A 17,473-nucleotide genomic window follows, 5' to 3' on the forward strand; every position below is an offset into this window, starting at 1 on the left:
GACGAAAGCATAGCAGCGGGCTTTACGGGAAAGCCCCGAAACTAGGGGGGAAACCCGGCTCTATTCAAGCAATCGGGCGCGTCTGCCGTGCGGATAATTTCAGTCGTGAAAGTCTCTGTCCATACTCCCGTCGGCTCTCGGCGCGACATAGCGGCAGAACGCAAAGGCATCCCGGAGAAACCCGACGCATGGATTCGTCAGCCAACTCTTTGATCAACCCCGACGCCCGCATGGGCCTCGCCGGCGCGCAGCCCGGCGCGGCGGCGGCGGGCGCCGGCCAGCCCGGCGGCAATGCAGACCTGGGCGGCCTCGGTGGCGGCCTCGGCGGCAATTTTGGTCAGCGCCTGTCCGGTCTCGCGCAGATGCGCGGCAACCCGCGCGCACCGCTCATCTTCGCGGTCGCGCTGCTCGTCGCCATCGTGGCGGGCCTGTTCCTCTGGTCGCGCGCGCCGGACTACAAGGTGCTCTACAGCAACCTGTCCGACCGCGACGGCGGCGCCATCATCACGGCGCTCCAGCAGGCGAACATTCCGTACAAGTTCTCGGAGGCCGGCGGCGCGATCCTCGTGCCGTCCGAGCAGGTGCATGAGATGCGCCTGCGCCTTGCATCGCAGGGATTGCCGAAGAGCGGCTCGGTCGGCTTCGAACTGATGGACAACCAGAAGTTCGGCATCAGCCAGTTCGCCGAGCAGATCAACTATCAGCGCGCGCTCGAAGGCGAGCTGGAACGCACGATCGAATCGGTTTCATCGGTGAAGTCGGCGCGCGTCCATCTGGCGATTCCGAAGCCCTCCGTGTTCGTGCGCGACAAGGAAGCGCCGTCGGCGTCGGTGCTCGTCAATCTGTATCCGGGCCGCGCGCTCGACGAAGGCCAGGTGCTTGCGATCACGCATATGGTGTCGTCGGCGGTGCCGGAAATGCCGGTCAAGGGCGTGACCATTCTCGACCAGGACGGCAATCTGCTGACGCAGCCGTCGGTGGGCGGCGGGCTCGACGCGTCGCAACTGAAGTATCGCCAGCAGATCGAGCGCAGCACGCAGCAGCGCATCGACGCGATCCTCGCGCCGCTGTTCGGCTCCGGCAATGCGCATTCGCAGGTGAGCGCCGACATCGACTTCTCGCGCAGCGAACAGACTTCGGAAAACTACGGCCCGAACGGCAATCCGCAACAGGCCGCGATTCGCAGCCAGCAATCGAGCACCGCAACCGAAATGTCGCAAGGCGGCGCCTCGGGCGTGCCGGGCGCGCTGTCGAACCAGCCGCCGCAGCCGGCATCCGCGCCGATCAATGCGCCCGCCGGCGCAAGCGGCGGTGTGACGACGACGCCGGTCAGCGACCGCAAGGACATGACGACCAACTACGAGCTCGACAAGACCGTGCGTCACCTCGAGCAGCCGATGGGCGGCATCAAGCGTCTGTCGGTGGCGGTGGTGGTCAACTATCTGCGCGTGGTCGACGCCAAGGGTCACGCGACGATGCAGCCGGTCACCGCCGACAAGCTCGCGCAAGTGAACCAGCTCGTGAAGGACGCGATGGGCTTCGACGCGCAGCGCGGCGACTCGGTCAACGTGGTCAACAGCCCGTTCACCACCGCGCTCGACCCGAACGCCGACCTGCCGTGGTGGCGCACGCCGGACATGCTGGCGCTCTACAAGCAGATCGCGACGTATCTCGGCATCGGCGCAGTGGCCCTGTTCCTGTACTTCGTGATGGTGAAGCCGGCGCTGCGCCGCGCGTTCCCGCCGCCGGAGCCGGTCGTCGCCGCAGCGCTGCCGTCGCCGGACGAGCCGATTCTGCTCGACGGCATTCCGGCCGCCGAGCGGGCCGGCAACGCCGCGCTCGAAATGGACAACGGCGACGCAGAGCTGCAGGCGCTGGAAAACGCGAAACACAAATATGAGCGGAACCTGGAGTTCGCGCGCAGCATCGCGCGCCAGGATCCGAAGATCGTTGCAACTGTCGTCAAGAATTGGGTGACCGATGAGCGCTGAAGGCGTAATGAAGAGCGCGCTTCTGCTGATGTCGATCGGCGAAGAAGAAGCCGCGCAGGTATTCAAGTTTCTCGGACCGCGCGAAGTCCAGAAGATCGGCGTCGCGATGGCCGCCATGAAAGCCGTGACCCGCGAGGAGATCGACGTCGTGCTGCACGAGTTCGTGCGCGAGGCGGAGAAGCACACCGGCATGTCGCTCGACTCGAACGAGTACATCCGTTCGGTGCTGACAAAGGCGCTCGGCGACGACAAGGCCGGCGCGATCATCGACCGCATTCTGCAAGGCAGCGATACCAGCGGTATCGAGGGCCTGAAGTGGATGGATTCGCCGGCGGTCGCGGAACTGATCAAGAACGAGCATCCGCAGATCATCGCGACAATCCTCGTTCACCTGGACCGCGATCAGGCTTCGGAAATCGTCGCGTGCTTCACGGAGCGTCTGCGTAACGACGTGCTGTTGCGAATCGCGACGCTCGACGGCATTCAGCCGGCCGCGCTGCGCGAACTCGACGACGTGCTCACGCACCTGCTGTCGGGCAGCGACAACCTCAAGCGCAGCCCGATGGGCGGCATTCGCACGGCGGCGGAAATCCTCAACTTCATGTCGAGCAATCACGAGGAAGGCGTCATCGAGAACGTCCGCCAGTACGACGCGGAACTCGCGCAGAAGATCGTCGATCAGATGTTCGTGTTCGAGAACCTGCTCGACCTGGAAGACCGCGCGATCCAGTTGCTGCTGAAGGAAGTCGAGTCCGAAGCGCTGATCATCTCGCTGAAGGGCGCGGCGCCCGCGCTGCGTCAGAAGTTCCTGTCGAACATGTCGCAGCGCGCAGCCGAACTGCTCGCCGAAGACCTCGACGCGCGCGGCCCGGTCCGTGTCTCCGAAGTCGAGACGCAACAGCGCCGCATCCTGCAAATCGTGCGCAATCTGGCGGAAAGCGGTCAGATTGTGATTGGCGGCAAGGCGGAAGATGCATATGTCTAATCGCAACTCCGCGGCGAAGGCGAGCCTCTCGGCCTACCAGCGCTGGGAGATGGCCTCGTTCGATCCGGTGCCGCCCGCGCCGCCGAATTCCGAGGCCGACGAAGCCGCGTTCGAAGCCGAACTCGAGCGCCTGCGGGAAGCCGCGCACGCGCAGGGCATCGCGTCCGGCCACGTCGCCGGTCAGGCGCTCGGCTACCAGGCGGGTTACGAGCAAGGCCACGCGCAGGGTTTCGAGCAAGGCCGAAGCGAAGCACGCGAGGAAGCGGCGCGGCTTGCCGCACTCGCCGAAACGTTCAAGGCCGCGCTCGACGGCGCACAAGGCGCGATCTCGGAGACGCTCGTCTCGCTCGCGCTCGACATCGCGCAACAGGTGGTGCGCCAGCATGTGCAGCACGACCCGACCGCGCTGATCGCCGCCGCGCGCGAAGTGCTCGCCGCCGAACCGGCGTTGACGGGCGCGCCCGCGCTGATCGTGAGTCCCGCCGATCTGCCCGTGGTCGAAGCGTATCTGATGGAAGAACTGCAAACGCGCGGCTGGACCGTGCGCACCGACCCGGCCGTGGAGCGCGGCGGCTGCCGCGCGCAGGCCGCGAGCGGCGAAGTCGATGCCGGCATCGATACACGCTGGGAACGCGTCGCCGCGGCGCTCGGCAAAGTGAGTACATGGTGAAGCCGACGCTCGAGGAAATCCGCGCAAGCGACCTGACGCCGCTCGAACGCGAACTGGCGCTGGCGTCGTTCGGTGCGGAGGCGCTTGCCGAAACGTCGTTTGCGGACGCCGCTCCGGACGCCGCGGTGTTCGCTCAAGCGACTGAAGACGTGGCTGCTGCCAATCACGCGCATCCGCTGACGGGCGCCGCCGCGAGCCGCGAGTCGGCACCGGACGCAGCAGGTCTCGCGCGCGCCGCCTCGAAAGCAACGGCTGCCGCGCCCTACGATCCCGCGCTCGACAGCAATCCGCACATGCAAGCGTGGCGCGGCCGGCTCGACGCGCTGCGCGCGCGCAACGCGATCGCCAAGCCGATGCGCGCATGCGGGCGCCTCACGCGCGCCGCGGGTCTCGTGCTTGAAGCAGTCGGCCTGCGCCTCTCGGTGGGCGCGGAAGTGATGATCGAACTGCCACTCGGCAGTTCGCTGCCGATGGCCGAAGCCGAAGTGGTCGGCTTCTCCGGCGACAAACTCTTTCTGATGCCGACCACCGAAGTGATCGGCCTGTTGCCCGGCGCGCGTGTCTATCCGCTGGAGAGCGCGCCGATTGCCGACCCGATGGCGGGCGCGAAGCGTCTGCCGGTCGGCTGGGAATTGCTCGGCCGCGTGCTGGATGCGTCCGGCCGGCCGCTCGACGGACTCGGCCCGCTCGGCGCGCACGCCGATGCGCCGCTGTCCGCGCCGGTGATCAATCCGTTGAATCGGGAGCCGATTCACAAGGTGCTCGACGTCGGCGTGCGCGCGATCAATGCGCTGCTGACCGTCGGACGGGGGCAGCGCATGGGCCTCTTCGCGGGTTCGGGCGTCGGTAAATCGGTGCTGCTCGGCACGATGGCGCGCTATACCAGCGCCGAAGTGATCGTGATCGGCCTGATCGGCGAACGCGGCCGCGAAGTGAAGGAATTCATCGAACAGATTCTTGGCGAGGAAGGTCTCGCGCGCTCCGTCGTGATCGCCGCCCCCGCGGACGTTTCGCCGCTCTTGCGGATGCAGGCCGCCGCGTATTCGACGTCGCTCGCCGAATATTTCCGCGATCAGGGCAAGCATGTGCTGCTGCTGATGGATTCGCTGACCCGTTACGCAATGGCGCAGCGCGAGATCGCGCTCGCCGTGGGCGAGCCGCCCGCCACCAAGGGCTATCCGCCTTCGGTGTTCGCGAAGCTGCCGGCGCTCGTCGAACGAACCGGCAACGGGCCGGCGGGCGGCGGCTCGATCACCGCGTTCTATACCGTGCTGACCGAAGGCGACGACCAGCAGGACCCGATCGCCGATTCCGCGCGCGCGATTCTCGACGGCCATATCGTGCTGTCGCGCTCGCTCGCGGAAGCCGGCCACTATCCGGCGATCGACATCGAAGCGTCGATTAGCCGGGCAATGACCGCGCTGATCGACGATAACCATCTGGACAAAACGCGTATGTTCAAGCAGATGCTGTCGCGCTATCAGCGCAACCGCGATCTGATCAACGTCGGCGCTTATTCGAGCGGGCGCGACGCGCTGCTCGACCGCGCGATCGCGCTGTATCCGCGGATGGAAGCCTTCCTGCAACAGGGCTTTCGCGAGTGCGCGAACTTTGAACCGAGTATCGAGATGCTGGACGCGCTGTTTGCCCAAGGAGCCTGACGATGGCGAAACACTTTCCGATCAAGACGCTGATTGGCCTCGCGCAGGACGATGTCGACGCCGCCGCTCAACGTCTTGGCCGCGCGCAGCGCGAGCGCAACGACGTCGAGGCGCAGCTGAACGCCCTCGTGCAGTACCGCGACGAATACCACGCGCGTTTCACGGCGACCGCGCAAGCGGGCATGCCCGCCGGCAACATGCGCAATTTCCAGGCGTTCATCGACACACTCGACGCGGCCATCGAGCAGCAGCGCAACCTGCTCGTGACCGCGAACGCGCGAGTCGAGGCAGCCAAGCCCGACTGGCAGCGTCAGAAGCAGAAGCTCGGCTCGTACGAAGTGCTGCAGGCGCGCGGCGAAGCCGCCGAGGCGAAGGTCGTGGCGCGGCGCGATCAGCGCGACGCCGACGAACATGCGGCACGAATCCTGAGGATGCGCGCGGAAGGCGCCTGACGCCCGCGCCGCCTCGACACACTGACTCGACACCGTACCCTTTGACGGATTGACAGGACACTTATGTCGTTTCTTTCACAGATCGGCTCGCTGCTCGGCTCGACCGGCAGCAGCTCCACCAGTAAGTCCAGCAATGCGGCGGCGCTTGCCGCTGCTAGCGCGAAGCCGTTTTCGCAAACGCTGCAGCAGAACATTGATTTGCAGAACAGTGCGGCTTCAAGTGCGGCTGCAAGTGCGGCCGCACATAGCGCTGCAAGCGTGAAGGCCACCGTGCCGCAGCCCTCTTCCGCGGACATCTCGCAGGGCTCGAGCGTGCACGACGCGCCGCCGCCGGACGATTCCACGACGAAGAGCGCCGACGACGCAAAGAGCGACAGCAAGGACAGCAGCGCGACCGACGCGGCATCGTCCGCGGCGTCGGCGGACAAGCCGCAGCAGGCATCGACGGACAAGAACGGCGACACGCCGCCGAAGCCGGCCAATGCCGCGAGCGCAAACGACGCCGGCGCCGCGGCGGCAGCCGCTGCCGCTCAGGCGCAGGCGCAAGCCCAGGCCGACGCGAGCGCCGCCGATGCGGCCGGCGTCAATCTGGCGGCATCGACGAACGCGGACCCGACCGCAACCGGCGTGGCCACCGACACCGCGCCTGCCGGCACGCCCGGCAAGAAGGCGCCGACCGATCCGAAATCGCTGCAGGACTCGTTGCAGGCCGCGCTCGCGGCGCTGGCGAACGGCCAGGCTGTGGCTCCGTCGCAGGCTCTCGCGAGCGGCGCGGCAGCCGCCGCGGCGGCGAACAGTCTGGCGAGCGCGAACGCTTCGCTGAACGACACGACGAGCAAGACGCTGGAGGCCGGGTCGTCCGGCGGCGGCAAGGGCTCGGCCGCGGCGCGCGGCGCATTGGGGACGGCGGCGAACGGTACGACCGTTGCCGATCCGACGGCGGCGGCATCGGCCGCTGTGGCGGGCGCGTTGACATCGACGGGAGCGGCGGGCGCGCAGACAGACGACCTGGCATCGTTCAAGAATGCCGCCGACGCGGCGACGGCCGCGCTGGCCGCGAGCCAGGCGGCCGCGAGCGCCGCAAGCACGACGGCGGCCGTGCAAACGACGGGCACCGCGAGCGCGGCGGCCGCGGCGAATGCCTTGGGACCGCAGGTCGGCACGACCGACTGGGAGGAGGCGTTGAGCCAGAAGGTGGTGTTCCTGTCGAATGCGCATTCGCAGAGCGCCGAGCTGACGTTGAATCCGAAGGATCTTGGGCCGTTGCAGGTTGTGCTGCAGGTCGCCGATAACCATGCGCATGCGTTGTTTGTTTCGCAGCACCAGCAGGTGCGGGAGGCGGTTGAGGCCGCTTTGCCGAAGCTGCGCGAGGCTATGGAGGCGAATGGGATTGGGCTCGGCAGCGCGAGTGTCAGTGATGGGTTTGGGCGGCAGGGTGGGCACCAGCAGCAGCAAAGTGCCAGTTCTGGCGGGGGGCGCTCCGCGCGGGGGTTTGGGGCAGAGGCTGGGGCCGCCGGGGCCGGGGTGGTTGTGGCTGCTGGTGATGCCGGTGGGCGGCGTAGTGTTGGGCTTGTGGATACGTTTGCTTGAGCTTTTGCTTTGCCGGGGGCGCTGTTTTTTTTACCCCTTTGGCCTTTCCTTGTTTTCATGGTGGTCTATTCGCGTTGCCCCTGTGCGGGGCGGCACTCACTTTCTTTGCCGCCGCAAAGAAAGTAAGCAAAGAAAGCGGGCTCACACCGGTGGCTTGTAGGTGGGTTCCCCGGTTCGGAGTGGGCAGTGGTGCGCCTTACATCCGTGTCCTCGCGCATTCGACGTTAGTGACAAGGCAGTCATTCTTCCGGCGACGCTTCGCGCGCCGCAGCGGTCGTTCCCAAAACCATCGCGCGTTCGGCCGTGTCGCGGGCCGCGAGTCGTCGCGAGGGTTCTGCGGTTTCCCGCGCCGCGAGCCGTCGCTGCGCTTCGCGCTCTTCTGGCTCCGCCGCCGCGTTCTTCAAAAGCGCGAGCGGAACGCACGCATTTAGCTTCCCGCCAAGCAAAGTGATCGCCCCGCCGGCGCCTCGCCGAGGCGAAGCCGATGGCCCTCACCGCGCAAAAACGCAAGCGGGCGGTATAAGCGAACCCTTCCGGCGAGCACGCAGTGCGAGGCGGGAAGCATGACTGCCTTGTCACGAGCGCGGAGTGTGCGAGGGCACGGATGTCAAACGCACCACCGCCCTCTCCCAACCAAGGGACCCACCTATAAGCTGGCGGTTTGAGCCCGCTTTCTTTGCTTACTTTCTTTGCGGCGGCAAAGAAAGTGAGTGCCGCCCCGCACAGGGGCAACGCGAAATAGACCACCGCGAAATCAAGGAAAGGCCAAAGCGAGCCAGTGGGACCCACTTATAAGCCACCGGTGTGAGCCCGCTTTCTTTGCTTACTTTCTTTGCGGCGGCAAAGAAAGTGAGTGCCGCCCCGCACAGGGGCAACGCGAATAGACCACAGCGAAATCAAGGAAAGGCCAAAGGGGTTAACAAAAAAACCCCCAACCCCCATCCAGACCAACAAAAAACCCAAAGCCGGCCCGCAGGGCCCAAAAACCAGAGATAGCCCGCATTAACCCTTCTGTTCGACCCATCGCGCCGCAGGCAAATCAACAACAATCACTATCACCAGCACTAACGGCAAGCACAGCAAACCTCATGGCTACCACTCCCGCAAATCAGCAAGTCGCGCCCGCTTCCCCGGGCCCCATGAAACGCATCATCCTGATCGCCCTCATCGCTGTCGTCGCCGCGGGCGCGACCGGCGCAGGCGTGTGGTTCTTCATGTCGAAGCGCGCTCCGGCCGCCGCCACGGCTGCCGCGCCGGCGCCCGCTCCGGCACCCACGTTTTTCCCGCTCGAATCGATGACGGTCAACCTCCAGTCGGACGACGGCCAGCAGCACTTCCTGCGCATCGGCCTCACGCTCAAGCTCACCGATCCGAAGACGACGCCGGAACTCACCGAGCATATGCCGGAAATCCGCAGCCGCATTCTGCTCGCACTGTCGAACCATCATCCCGATGAACTGGCGCCGCTCGAAGGCAAGCACGCGCTCGCCACCGAACTGCGCACGCTGATCGAGCAGCCGACCGACAAGGGCGCGGCGCCGATCCACGTCCAGGACGTGCTGTTCACCGAATTCGTCGTGCAGTGACGCGCTTGCGCACTGCCATCATCCAACGTCACGGTATGCACGAGGAATAAGGAATGGGCCACGAAGAGTTCATGTCCCAGGAGGAGGTCGATGCCCTCCTCAAAGGCGTAACCGGCGAGTCCGACTCTGAAGCCGAGCAAAGCGAGCGTGTAGGCGTACGTCCCTACAACATCGCGACGCAGGAACGGATCGTCCGCGGCCGGATGCCCGGCCTCGAAATCATTAACGACCGCTTCGCGCGACTCTTGCGCGTCGGCATCTTCAACTTCATGCGGCGTTCGGCGGAAATCTCCGTCGGTCCGGTGAAGGTGCAGAAATACAGCGAGTTCACCCGCAACCTGCCGATCCCGACCAACCTGAACCTGGTCCACATCAAGCCGTTGCGCGGCACGTCGCTGTTCGTGTTCGACCCGAACCTGGTGTTCTTCGTGGTCGACAATCTGTTCGGCGGCGACGGGCGTTTCCACACTCGAGTGGAAGGCCGCGATTTCACGCAGACCGAGCAGCGCATCATCATGAAGCTGCTGAACCTGACGTTCGAACACTACGCGGCGTCGTGGAAAAGCGTGCGTCCGCTGCAGTTCGAATACATGCGCTCGGAAATGCACACGCAGTTCGCCAACGTCGCGACGCCGAACGAAATCGTCATCGTCACGCAGTTCTCGATCGAGTTCGGCACGACGGGCGGCACGCTGCACATCTGCATGCCGTACTCGATGATCGAACCGATCCGCGACATCCTGTCGTCGCCGATCCAGGGCGAGGCGCTCGAAGTCGACCGCCGCTGGGTCCGCGTGCTGTCGCAGCAGGTGCAGGCGGCGGAAGTCGAACTGACCGCCGACCTCGCGCAGGTGCCGATCACGTTCGAACAGATCCTGAACATGCGCAAAGGCGATGTTCTGCCGATCAACATCCCCGAGCACATCACGGCGAAAGTCGACGGCGTGCCGGTGATGGAATGCGGCTACGGAATTTTCAATGGTCAATACGCGTTGCGCGTGCAGAAGATGATCAGCGCAGCCGACACGATGAAGGAAGGTGGATATGAGTGATCTGAACGCAAAGCCCGAGGAAGCGCTGAGCGCCGCCGCGGCGCAGGTTGCCGCCGACGCGGCGAGCGCCGAGGACGAAGCGGCGCTCGCCGACTGGGCAAGCGCGCTCGCCGAGCAGAACGACAACACTAGCGAAATCAGCGCGACCACGGCCGGCGTGTTCCAGCCGCTGTCGAAAGTGGCGCCGACCACGACGCGCAACGACATCGACATGATTCTGGATATTCCCGTCCAGATGACCGTCGAACTCGGCCGCACCAAGCTCGCGATCCGCAACCTGCTGCAACTCGCGCAAGGTTCGGTCGTGGAACTGGACGGCATGGCCGGCGAGCCGATGGACGTGCTCGTCAACGGCTGCCTGATCGCGCAAGGTGAAGTCGTGGTGGTGAACGACAAGTTCGGTATTCGCCTGACCGACATCATCACGCCGTCAGAACGTATCCGGAAGTTGAATCGATGAAACCGGCAGTCGTTTGCGCCGTGTTGCCTGCGTCGCGTCGCGTATCCAGCCTGGCAATGCGCGCGCTGCTGTCGGCAACGGCCTGCTTCGGCGCGCTGTGCGCTCCGCTCGCCGCGCACGCGGCCGACATGAACGCGGTCAACAACGCAGCGAAGATGGCGTCGACGGTCGGCGCGGGCACTGCGGTTCCGGCGCTCGGCGTCGGCGCGGTATTGCAAACGATCGTCGGCCTCGTGGTCGTGATCGGTCTGGTGTTCGGCTGCGCGTGGCTCGCACGCCGCTTCGGCTTGCAGCCGGGCAGCCGCAGCGGTCTCGTGAAAACGGTCGGCGGCGCATCGCTCGGCGGCAAGGAGCGCGTCGCGGTCGTCGAGATCGGCGATACGTGGCTCGTACTCGGCGCGGCGCCGGGCAACGTGCGTCTGCTTCATACGATGCCGGCCGGCTCGGTCGCGATCGATACGGTCGGCAACGCGCAAGCGGGCACGCCGGGCGGAACAGGCAGCACCGGCAGCACGGGCGCGAGCGGCACCACATTGTCTGGCAGCTTCGGCCAGCGCTTTCGCGACGCCTTGAAAGGCGAAGTGAGCAAACGTTTCAACGGGCAAGGCAACGGGGTTCGGTAATGCAGTTCAGTCTTCAATCGGCGCAGTGCGCGCCATCCTCGAGCAACTCGCACACGTCGATGACCTCTCGCGCCGCCCGCGCAGCAGTTCGGGGCTTGCGCCGCGCGGCACCCGTCGCGTTGCCCGTGGTATTGCCCACGATAATGCTCGCGCTGCCGACGCTTTCGTTCGCGCAAACCGCCGGCTTGCCGGCCTTCAACACAAGTCCTGGTCCGAACGGCGGCACCACGTATTCGCTGAGCGTGCAGACGATGCTGCTGCTCACGATGCTGTCGTTCCTGCCCGCGATGGTGCTGATGATGACGAGCTTCACGCGCATCATCATCGTGCTCTCGCTGCTGCGCCAGGCGCTCGGCACGACAACCACGCCGCCTAACCAGGTGCTGGTCGGCCTCGCGCTCTTTCTCACGCTGTTCGTGATGTCGCCGGTGCTCGACAAGGCTTATACCGACGGCTACAAGCCCTTCTCCGAAGGCACCGTGCCGATGGAAACGGCCGTGAGCCGCGGCCTCGCGCCGTTCAAGACGTTCATGCTGCGTCAGACGCGCGAAAGCGATCTCGCACTGTTCGCACGCATCTCGCACGCCGCGCCGATGCAAGGTCCGGAAGACGTGCCGTTGTCGCTGCTGGTGCCGTCGTTTGTCACGAGCGAACTGAAGACCGGCTTCCAGATCGGCTTCACGATCTTCATTCCGTTTCTCATCATCGACATGGTGGTGGCGAGCGTGCTGATGTCGATGGGCATGATGATGGTGTCGCCCGCGACGATTTCGCTGCCGTTCAAGCTGATGCTGTTCGTGCTGGTCGACGGCTGGCAATTGCTGCTCGGCTCGCTCGCGCAAAGTTTTGTTTAAACAACGCGCGCTCGCGTTGTTGTTCACGTCCCTTACGTTGTCGATGCTTCCGGTTGAATCGCCATGAATTCAGAATCCGTCATGACACTCGCGCACCAGGCCATGTATGTCGGCCTGCTGCTTGCCGCGCCGCTTCTGCTCGTCGCGCTGGTGGTCGGTCTCGTGGTGAGCCTGTTCCAGGCCGCCACGCAGATCAATGAATCGACGCTGTCGTTCATTCCGAAACTGCTCGCGATCGCGGTCACGATGGTGATCGCCGGTCCGTGGATGCTCACCACGATGCTCGACTATCTGCGCCAGACTCTCACCAACATTCCGACGCTCGTCAACTGAGCGCCGCGTTGTCCTTCCTGCATCGAGCTACGACGCCGCCATGTTTTCCGTCACCTACGCGCAACTGAACGCCTGGCTCACCGCGTTTCTGTGGCCGTTCGTGCGCATTCTCGCGCTGGTCGCGACCGCGCCGGTGCTCGGCAACCGCTCGCTGCCGCTGCGCGTGAAGATCGGCCTGGCGGCTTTCGTCACGATCATCGTCGCGCCGACGCTCGGCGCGTTGCCGCAAGTCACGGTGTTTTCCGCCGAGGGCGTGTGGATCATCGTCAACCAGTTCCTGATCGGCATCGCGCTCGGCATGACGATGCAGATCGTGTTTCAGGCGATCAGCGCAACGGGCGATTTCGTCGGACTGGGCATGGGGCTCGGCTTCGCCACTTTCTTCGATGCGCAAGCGAGCAGTTCGAGCCAGGTGCTGTCGACCTACATGTACACGATCGCGATGCTGGTGTTCCTCGTGATCGACGGTCATTTGCAGATGATCAGCGCGCTGCTGGCTACTTTCAATACGCTGCCCGTGTCGGCGAATATTCTTGGCTCGCCTGGCTGGCGCACGCTCGCCAACTTCGGCAGCACGATTTTCTCGGCGGGGCTTCTGCTGTCGTTGCCGGTGGTCGCGGCGCTCCTCATCACCAACCTCGCGCTCGGCATCCTGAACCGCGCGGCGCCGCAAATCGGTGTATTCCAGATCGGCTTTCCGCTCACCATGCTGATCGGTATGCTGCTTCTGCAACTGATGACCCCGAACATGATTCCGTTCTTTGCGCGCCTCTTCACGGTGGGCATCGATCAGATGGGACGCGTCGCGCTGGGTTTCCGATAAGCCGGCGTTTTTGCGGCAACGAACGTCAAAAGCAGCCCGTCAAAACAACGCGCCAAAAACAGAAAGGGCGGAACCGGCTCACACCGGTTCCGCCCTTCTTCATTTGAGCGGCTCGCCGCCCGCGCGATCAGTTCAGGTACTGGAACAACGACAAGTTCTGAATCTTCACGAACGCCTGCTGTGCCGCTTGCAACGCGTTCTGCGCCAGCGTGTATTTGCCGACGGTCTTGATCATGTCCGTCTGCGTCAGATCCGACAGGTTGCTCGCCGTTTGCAGCGTATTGTTTTGCGTCACCTTCTGCAGCGCCTGCACTTCCTGCGAGCGTCCGCCCACGGTCGCCGTCGCGGTCACGACGTTGTTGATCGTGTTCTCGAGCTGCGTCATGCTGGTGACGAGCGCGCTCTGGTAGCTCGCCGTCGACGCACCGCCCGAGATCGGCGATTGCAGCGTGCTGATCAACTGGCTCAGGTTCGCGAACACGTCCATGCTGCCTTGCGTGGCTGGCGTAACGGAGAAGCTGTCGCCCGCATTCGGCGCGCCGCTGATCGTCACCGACTGGCCGCCGAGCGTGATCGCCGAGCCTGCGGTGAAGGCTTGCGGGCCGCTCGTCGTGACCGCGCCGGTCGCCGGATCGGTCTGGCTGACGGTGTAAGTCGTCGACGACGAGAAGTTGATCGAGTACGTGTTGTTGTTCGTCGGATCGGTCGGGTTATTGAGGCTGACCGTGCCGATGACGCCCGTGCCCGTGTTAGCCGCGGCCCCCGCCGGAACCGAGCTCGTGCCGATGGGCGCGACGCTGCTGAAGATCGAAATGCCGTTGTCCGAGGTCTGCACGAGGTGCGAGTCGGTGATCTGCACGGCCGGGATGCCGGTGTCGCCCGAATAGGTGACCACGCCGGCCGAGTTCGTGTTGTACGGCTGCGCGCTGCTTTGATAACCGGCGAACAGGTAGTTGCCCTGCGGATCGGTTGCGTTGGCGAGCGTCATCAACTGGCTGCGCAAGCTTTGCAGTTCCGTTGCGATGGAGCCGCGGTCGCCGTTGTTCAGCGCACCGTCGCCGGCGTTCAGCACGAGCGTGTGGACTTTTTGCAGCACGTCGGTCACGCTGCCGAGCGTCGTCGATTCGAGCTGCAGCGACGCGAGCGCCGTGTTCTGGTTGCTCGTGTACTGCGCGAGAGTCGTCGCCGTCGAGCTCAATTGCACGGCCTGCGCCGCGCCGAGCGGATTGTCCGACGGCGTGGAAAGGCTCACGCCGCTCGAGATCTGCGCGTAAAGCTGCGACAACTGAGCTTGCTGATCGCTCATCGTCGCGACGTTCATGGTGAAGTACTGCGTGCTGGAGATGCGCATGTTCAACGCCTCACTGGAAGATGCCGAGCAGCGTCTGGAACAGGGTCTGCGCGGTCTGAATGACTTTGCTGTTCGCCTGATAGAGCTGCTGATACTGAAGCAGATTGGCTGCTTCCTCGTTGATATTGACGCCCGACACCGACTGCTGCGCGGTGGTGATTTGCGTCACGAGCGAAGCCTGCGCCGTGCTCGAAGTCTGGATCTGGTTCGTCTGGTTGCCGATGTCGTTGACGTAGTTTGCATACGCGCCCGTCAGCGTGACCGTGCCGCCGTTCATCGATTTCGCCGTGGACAGGTTCGACAGCGCAAGCGCGTTGCGGCCGTCGTTGTTCGCGCCGCTGTTCGGGCCGATGGTGAACTTGTCGCCGGCAGAAGGCACGCCGCTGATCGTCACCGACACCTTGTCCATCTGGCCGGCCGTCGTGTTGTTGATCGTGAGACTCGCGCCGGTCGCCGACGAATACGGCACGACGGTCGTCGCGCTCGTGATCGGATAGGTTGTTGCCGGTGAACCGGCAACCGTCACCGTCGAGCCGACCGGGAAGCCGGTGAGGCCCGTGCCGTTGTAGGTGAGCGTGGTGGTCGAACTCGGCATCGTGTAGCCGGCCGTGACCGTGCCTTGCGAGATCGCGCCGGTGCCGGTGTTGGTCGACGCGGCCGAGCCCAGAACCGGCGATGCGGCTGCGATTGCGGAGCCGTCCGTGGTCACGGTCGCGAAGCTGTTCAACGCGCCGCGGGTCGGTTCGACCGTGAACGAATCGCCGGGATTCATCGTGCCGGTGGTCGAAAAGTTCAGGCCGTTGATCGGCTGGCTCAGGTTCGCCGCGGAACCGACCACGGTGCCCGTCGAATTGTCGGTCAGCGTGTAGCCGGTGCCGTTGTACGCGAGCGTGTAGTCGCCGGTGGTCGGCTGCGCGGGGTTCGCGAACGACACGTTGAGCGACGCATTGCCGGTGTTCTGCGTGTTCGCGTAGACGGTCGGGCCGCCGACGGAGAACAGCGCGCCGCCTTGCACGCCCGCAAGCGTGATGCCGAGCGCGTTTTGCGCGTTGACCTGCGACGCGAAGCTGACGGCGATCGCGCCGAGCTGCGCTTCCGCCGGATCGAGCGTCTGGCTGCGGAACGCGAGGAGACCGCCGAGCGTGCCGCCGTCAATCTTGCTGTCCGGCAGAATTTGCGGCGCCGCGGCCGGATTCGCGCCCGCCTGGCCGAGGTACTGCACGGACAGTTCGCTCGAATCGCCCGTCGAAGGCGCTGTACCCAGGTTGAAGCTGTTGCCGCCCGACACGAGCGGCTGGCCGTTGCTCATGAACACGCCGTAGCTGCCGTTGCTGTTGACGACCTGCACGCCGATCAGTTGCGACAGATTCGACACGGCGAGGTCGCGCTGATCCAGCAACTGGTTCGGCGGCTGGCCTTGCGTGCTCGCAGCGGAAATCTGGCCGTTCAATTGCGCGATCTGCTGCGTGTAGCTATTGATCTGCGAAACCGTGTTGCTCAACTGCGTGTTGACGCTTTCGCGCAGCGCATCGTATTGCTGGCCGGCGGCGTTAATCTGGTTCGCGAGCGTTTGCGCGCCGCTCATCGCCGTCTGGCGCGTGGCGAGGCTCGAAGCATTGTTCGAGACGTTCTGCATGCCCGTGAAATAACCCGTGATCGCACTGGCAAGGCCGGCAGTCGGGCTGCCGACCAGATTGTTCAGTTGCGAGATCAACGAGTTGTAGGTGGCCAGCGAGCTGCTGGACGACTGCGCGTTGTTGAGCTGCGTCGTCAGATACTGGCTGTATTGACGCGTGACGGTGACGGTCGAGACGCCCTGCGGCAGGAAGCCCGAACCCGTGTACTGGCCGCCCGTTTCCGCGAAGACCGGCGTTTCAATGGTGTAGCCCGGCGTCGACGCATTGCTGATGTTCTGGCCGGTCGTCGTGAGTCCCCACTGGGCTGCGTTCAGTCCACTGAGGCCGAGATTGATGAGATTGGACATGCGTCATCCTGAAGGGCGACACCGTACACATGCCGCCGCGTTACTTGAACAGACTGTTTAACGGCTTTTGCGACGGAAAATTGAGGCCATTCACGACGCTTGTGAGACTTTGGTTCAACGTTGATGCAACGTTTGCGAGGCCGATGCGGCGCGAGCCTGCATGCGCCCGCGCGCTTCGCTTCTGCTGCGCCTCTGCTCCCGCCCGTTCGTTAGCGAACGAGCGAGCGGCGCTTCATTTCGAGTTGCGTGATGAGACGCTGCAGCGTGTTTTCCGCGCTGCCCGGCAGCGTCAAAAAACGGAAGCCGAGCTGGTAACGCTGCGTGCCGTTGGGCAGCGCGAGCGACCGATGCGACACGAGCTGCAGATCGAGCGACAGACGCCCCAATGAGCCGAGCACCAGTTCGCAGTCGTCCAGACGCGTGCCCATGGGCAATTCCGCCACACGTTCGTCGGCGGTGCGCATGCCGACGCCGCCGAGCGACAGGTCGTGCACTTCGAAGCGGAACGAATCGCCTTCCGGCAGACGGCCGGTGCATACGTACGGATCGAGAATCGGTGCGTCGACGCGGAAATACTCGCGGCGTTGCACATAGAACAGCACTTCCGGAAAGTCCGCTTCGAATGCGGGCAGTCCCTCGAAACGCGTCTCGCGCGGCGTGCCTGTGCCGAACTCCATGCGCACGCCCTCGGGCGCCGCGTGAAACTGGCAGCTCGCGGCGGCGAGCAGACCGCGGTTCTGATCCGACAACGCGCCCCAGTCGAACGTGAAGGTGCGCCCGCGCACGTCGACGTCGAGCAGGCGCGTGACCAGTTGGCCGCCCGCGTATTGCACGGTGAGGAAGTCGCCCCGATTGACGAGATTGCGCAATTGAACGCCGATTTCCAGCGGATTACGACGGCCGAAATCGTGGGCGCTGTCGTCTAACGGAACGTGCGGCTGCATCTGCGTGTCGGTTTGGCCGTTCGACTGATTGGTTTCCATGGGCTTGCCGGTATGCATGTTCTTGCGGGCACGTGCCAGAGCTCCTGCCGGGGCTTTCGGGCGGTCTTTTTTCTG

General features: G+C 64.7%; 16 protein-coding genes. 13 read left to right on the top strand and 3 right to left on the bottom strand.

Features of this window, described 5'->3' with window-relative positions; genetic code table 11:
• Positions 1 to 188 precede the first annotated feature (188 nt).
• From fliF to fliR, 13 genes are all read left to right on the top strand, one after another.
• A complete protein-coding gene (fliF, locus tag AB6809_RS18985) occupies positions 189 to 1,991 on the top strand; it encodes a flagellar basal-body MS-ring/collar protein FliF (protein WP_029970933.1) in 1,803 nt (600 codons plus the stop codon).
• Complete coding sequence (gene fliG, locus AB6809_RS18990; RefSeq protein WP_006053244.1) at positions 1,981 to 2,976, top strand: flagellar motor switch protein FliG; 996 nt, start codon at positions 1,981 to 1,983, stop codon at positions 2,974 to 2,976. The genes fliF and fliG overlap by 11 nt, the downstream gene beginning before the upstream one ends.
• Positions 2,963 to 3,646, top strand: a complete 684-nt coding sequence (fliH, locus tag AB6809_RS18995; RefSeq protein ID WP_181324941.1) for a flagellar assembly protein FliH — start codon at positions 2,963 to 2,965, stop codon at positions 3,644 to 3,646. Before fliG ends, fliH begins: the two co-directional genes overlap by 14 nt.
• Complete coding sequence (gene fliI, locus AB6809_RS19000; protein WP_006053242.1) at positions 3,640 to 5,307, top strand: flagellar protein export ATPase FliI; 1,668 nt, start codon at positions 3,640 to 3,642, stop codon at positions 5,305 to 5,307. The genes fliH and fliI overlap by 7 nt, the downstream gene beginning before the upstream one ends.
• A gap of 2 nt (positions 5,308 to 5,309) precedes the next feature.
• Complete coding sequence (gene fliJ / locus AB6809_RS19005; protein WP_006053241.1) at positions 5,310 to 5,759, top strand: flagellar export protein FliJ; 450 nt, start codon at positions 5,310 to 5,312, stop codon at positions 5,757 to 5,759.
• Positions 5,760 to 5,822: 63 nt separating this feature from the next.
• Positions 5,823 to 7,349 (top strand): flagellar hook-length control protein FliK, encoded by a 1,527-nt coding sequence (locus tag AB6809_RS19010; RefSeq protein WP_371026958.1) that lies wholly within the window; start codon positions 5,823 to 5,825, stop codon positions 7,347 to 7,349.
• Between the two features lie 1,088 nt (positions 7,350 to 8,437).
• Positions 8,438 to 8,935 (top strand): flagellar basal body-associated protein FliL, encoded by a 498-nt coding sequence (gene fliL, locus AB6809_RS19015; protein WP_006050938.1) that lies wholly within the window; start codon positions 8,438 to 8,440, stop codon positions 8,933 to 8,935.
• Positions 8,936 to 8,988: 53 nt separating this feature from the next.
• A complete protein-coding gene (gene fliM / locus AB6809_RS19020) occupies positions 8,989 to 9,987 on the top strand; it encodes a flagellar motor switch protein FliM (protein ID WP_006050937.1) in 999 nt (332 codons plus the stop codon).
• Positions 9,980 to 10,447, top strand: a complete 468-nt coding sequence (gene fliN / locus AB6809_RS19025) for a flagellar motor switch protein FliN (RefSeq protein ID WP_006050936.1) — start codon at positions 9,980 to 9,982, stop codon at positions 10,445 to 10,447. The genes fliM and fliN overlap by 8 nt, the downstream gene beginning before the upstream one ends.
• Positions 10,444 to 11,070: a flagellar biosynthetic protein FliO gene (gene fliO / locus AB6809_RS19030; RefSeq protein WP_029970937.1), complete on the top strand. Its 627-nt coding sequence runs from the start codon at positions 10,444 to 10,446 to the stop codon at positions 11,068 to 11,070. The genes fliN and fliO overlap by 4 nt, the downstream gene beginning before the upstream one ends.
• Positions 11,071 to 11,129: 59 nt before the next feature.
• Complete coding sequence (fliP, locus tag AB6809_RS19035; RefSeq protein ID WP_371026959.1) at positions 11,130 to 11,924, top strand: flagellar type III secretion system pore protein FliP; 795 nt, start codon at positions 11,130 to 11,132, stop codon at positions 11,922 to 11,924.
• A 63-nt stretch (positions 11,925 to 11,987) separates the two neighbouring features.
• Positions 11,988 to 12,257, top strand: a complete 270-nt coding sequence (gene fliQ / locus AB6809_RS19040) for a flagellar biosynthesis protein FliQ (RefSeq protein WP_013340831.1) — start codon at positions 11,988 to 11,990, stop codon at positions 12,255 to 12,257.
• Positions 12,258 to 12,297: 40 nt separating this feature from the next.
• Positions 12,298 to 13,080 (top strand): flagellar biosynthetic protein FliR, encoded by a 783-nt coding sequence (gene fliR, locus AB6809_RS19045; RefSeq protein ID WP_006050932.1) that lies wholly within the window; start codon positions 12,298 to 12,300, stop codon positions 13,078 to 13,080.
• Positions 13,081 to 13,207: 127 nt separating this feature from the next.
• Here fliR and flgL read toward each other — a convergent pair whose 3' ends face one another.
• The 3 genes from flgL to AB6809_RS19060 form a co-directional block, all read right to left on the bottom strand.
• A complete protein-coding gene (gene flgL / locus AB6809_RS19050; RefSeq protein ID WP_029970939.1) occupies positions 13,208 to 14,431 on the bottom strand; it encodes a flagellar hook-associated protein FlgL in 1,224 nt (407 codons plus the stop codon).
• A gap of 10 nt (positions 14,432 to 14,441) precedes the next feature.
• A complete protein-coding gene (gene flgK / locus AB6809_RS19055; protein WP_006050930.1) occupies positions 14,442 to 16,415 on the bottom strand; it encodes a flagellar hook-associated protein FlgK in 1,974 nt (657 codons plus the stop codon).
• A gap of 209 nt (positions 16,416 to 16,624) precedes the next feature.
• Complete coding sequence (locus AB6809_RS19060; protein ID WP_029970940.1) at positions 16,625 to 17,398, bottom strand: flagellar brake protein; 774 nt, start codon at positions 17,396 to 17,398, stop codon at positions 16,625 to 16,627.
• Positions 17,399 to 17,473: the final 75 nt, after the last annotated feature.

Source organism: Paraburkholderia sp. RCC_158 (assembly GCF_041355255.1).
In the GTDB taxonomy this organism is placed as follows: Bacteria; Pseudomonadota; Gammaproteobacteria; order Burkholderiales; family Burkholderiaceae; genus Paraburkholderia; species Paraburkholderia graminis.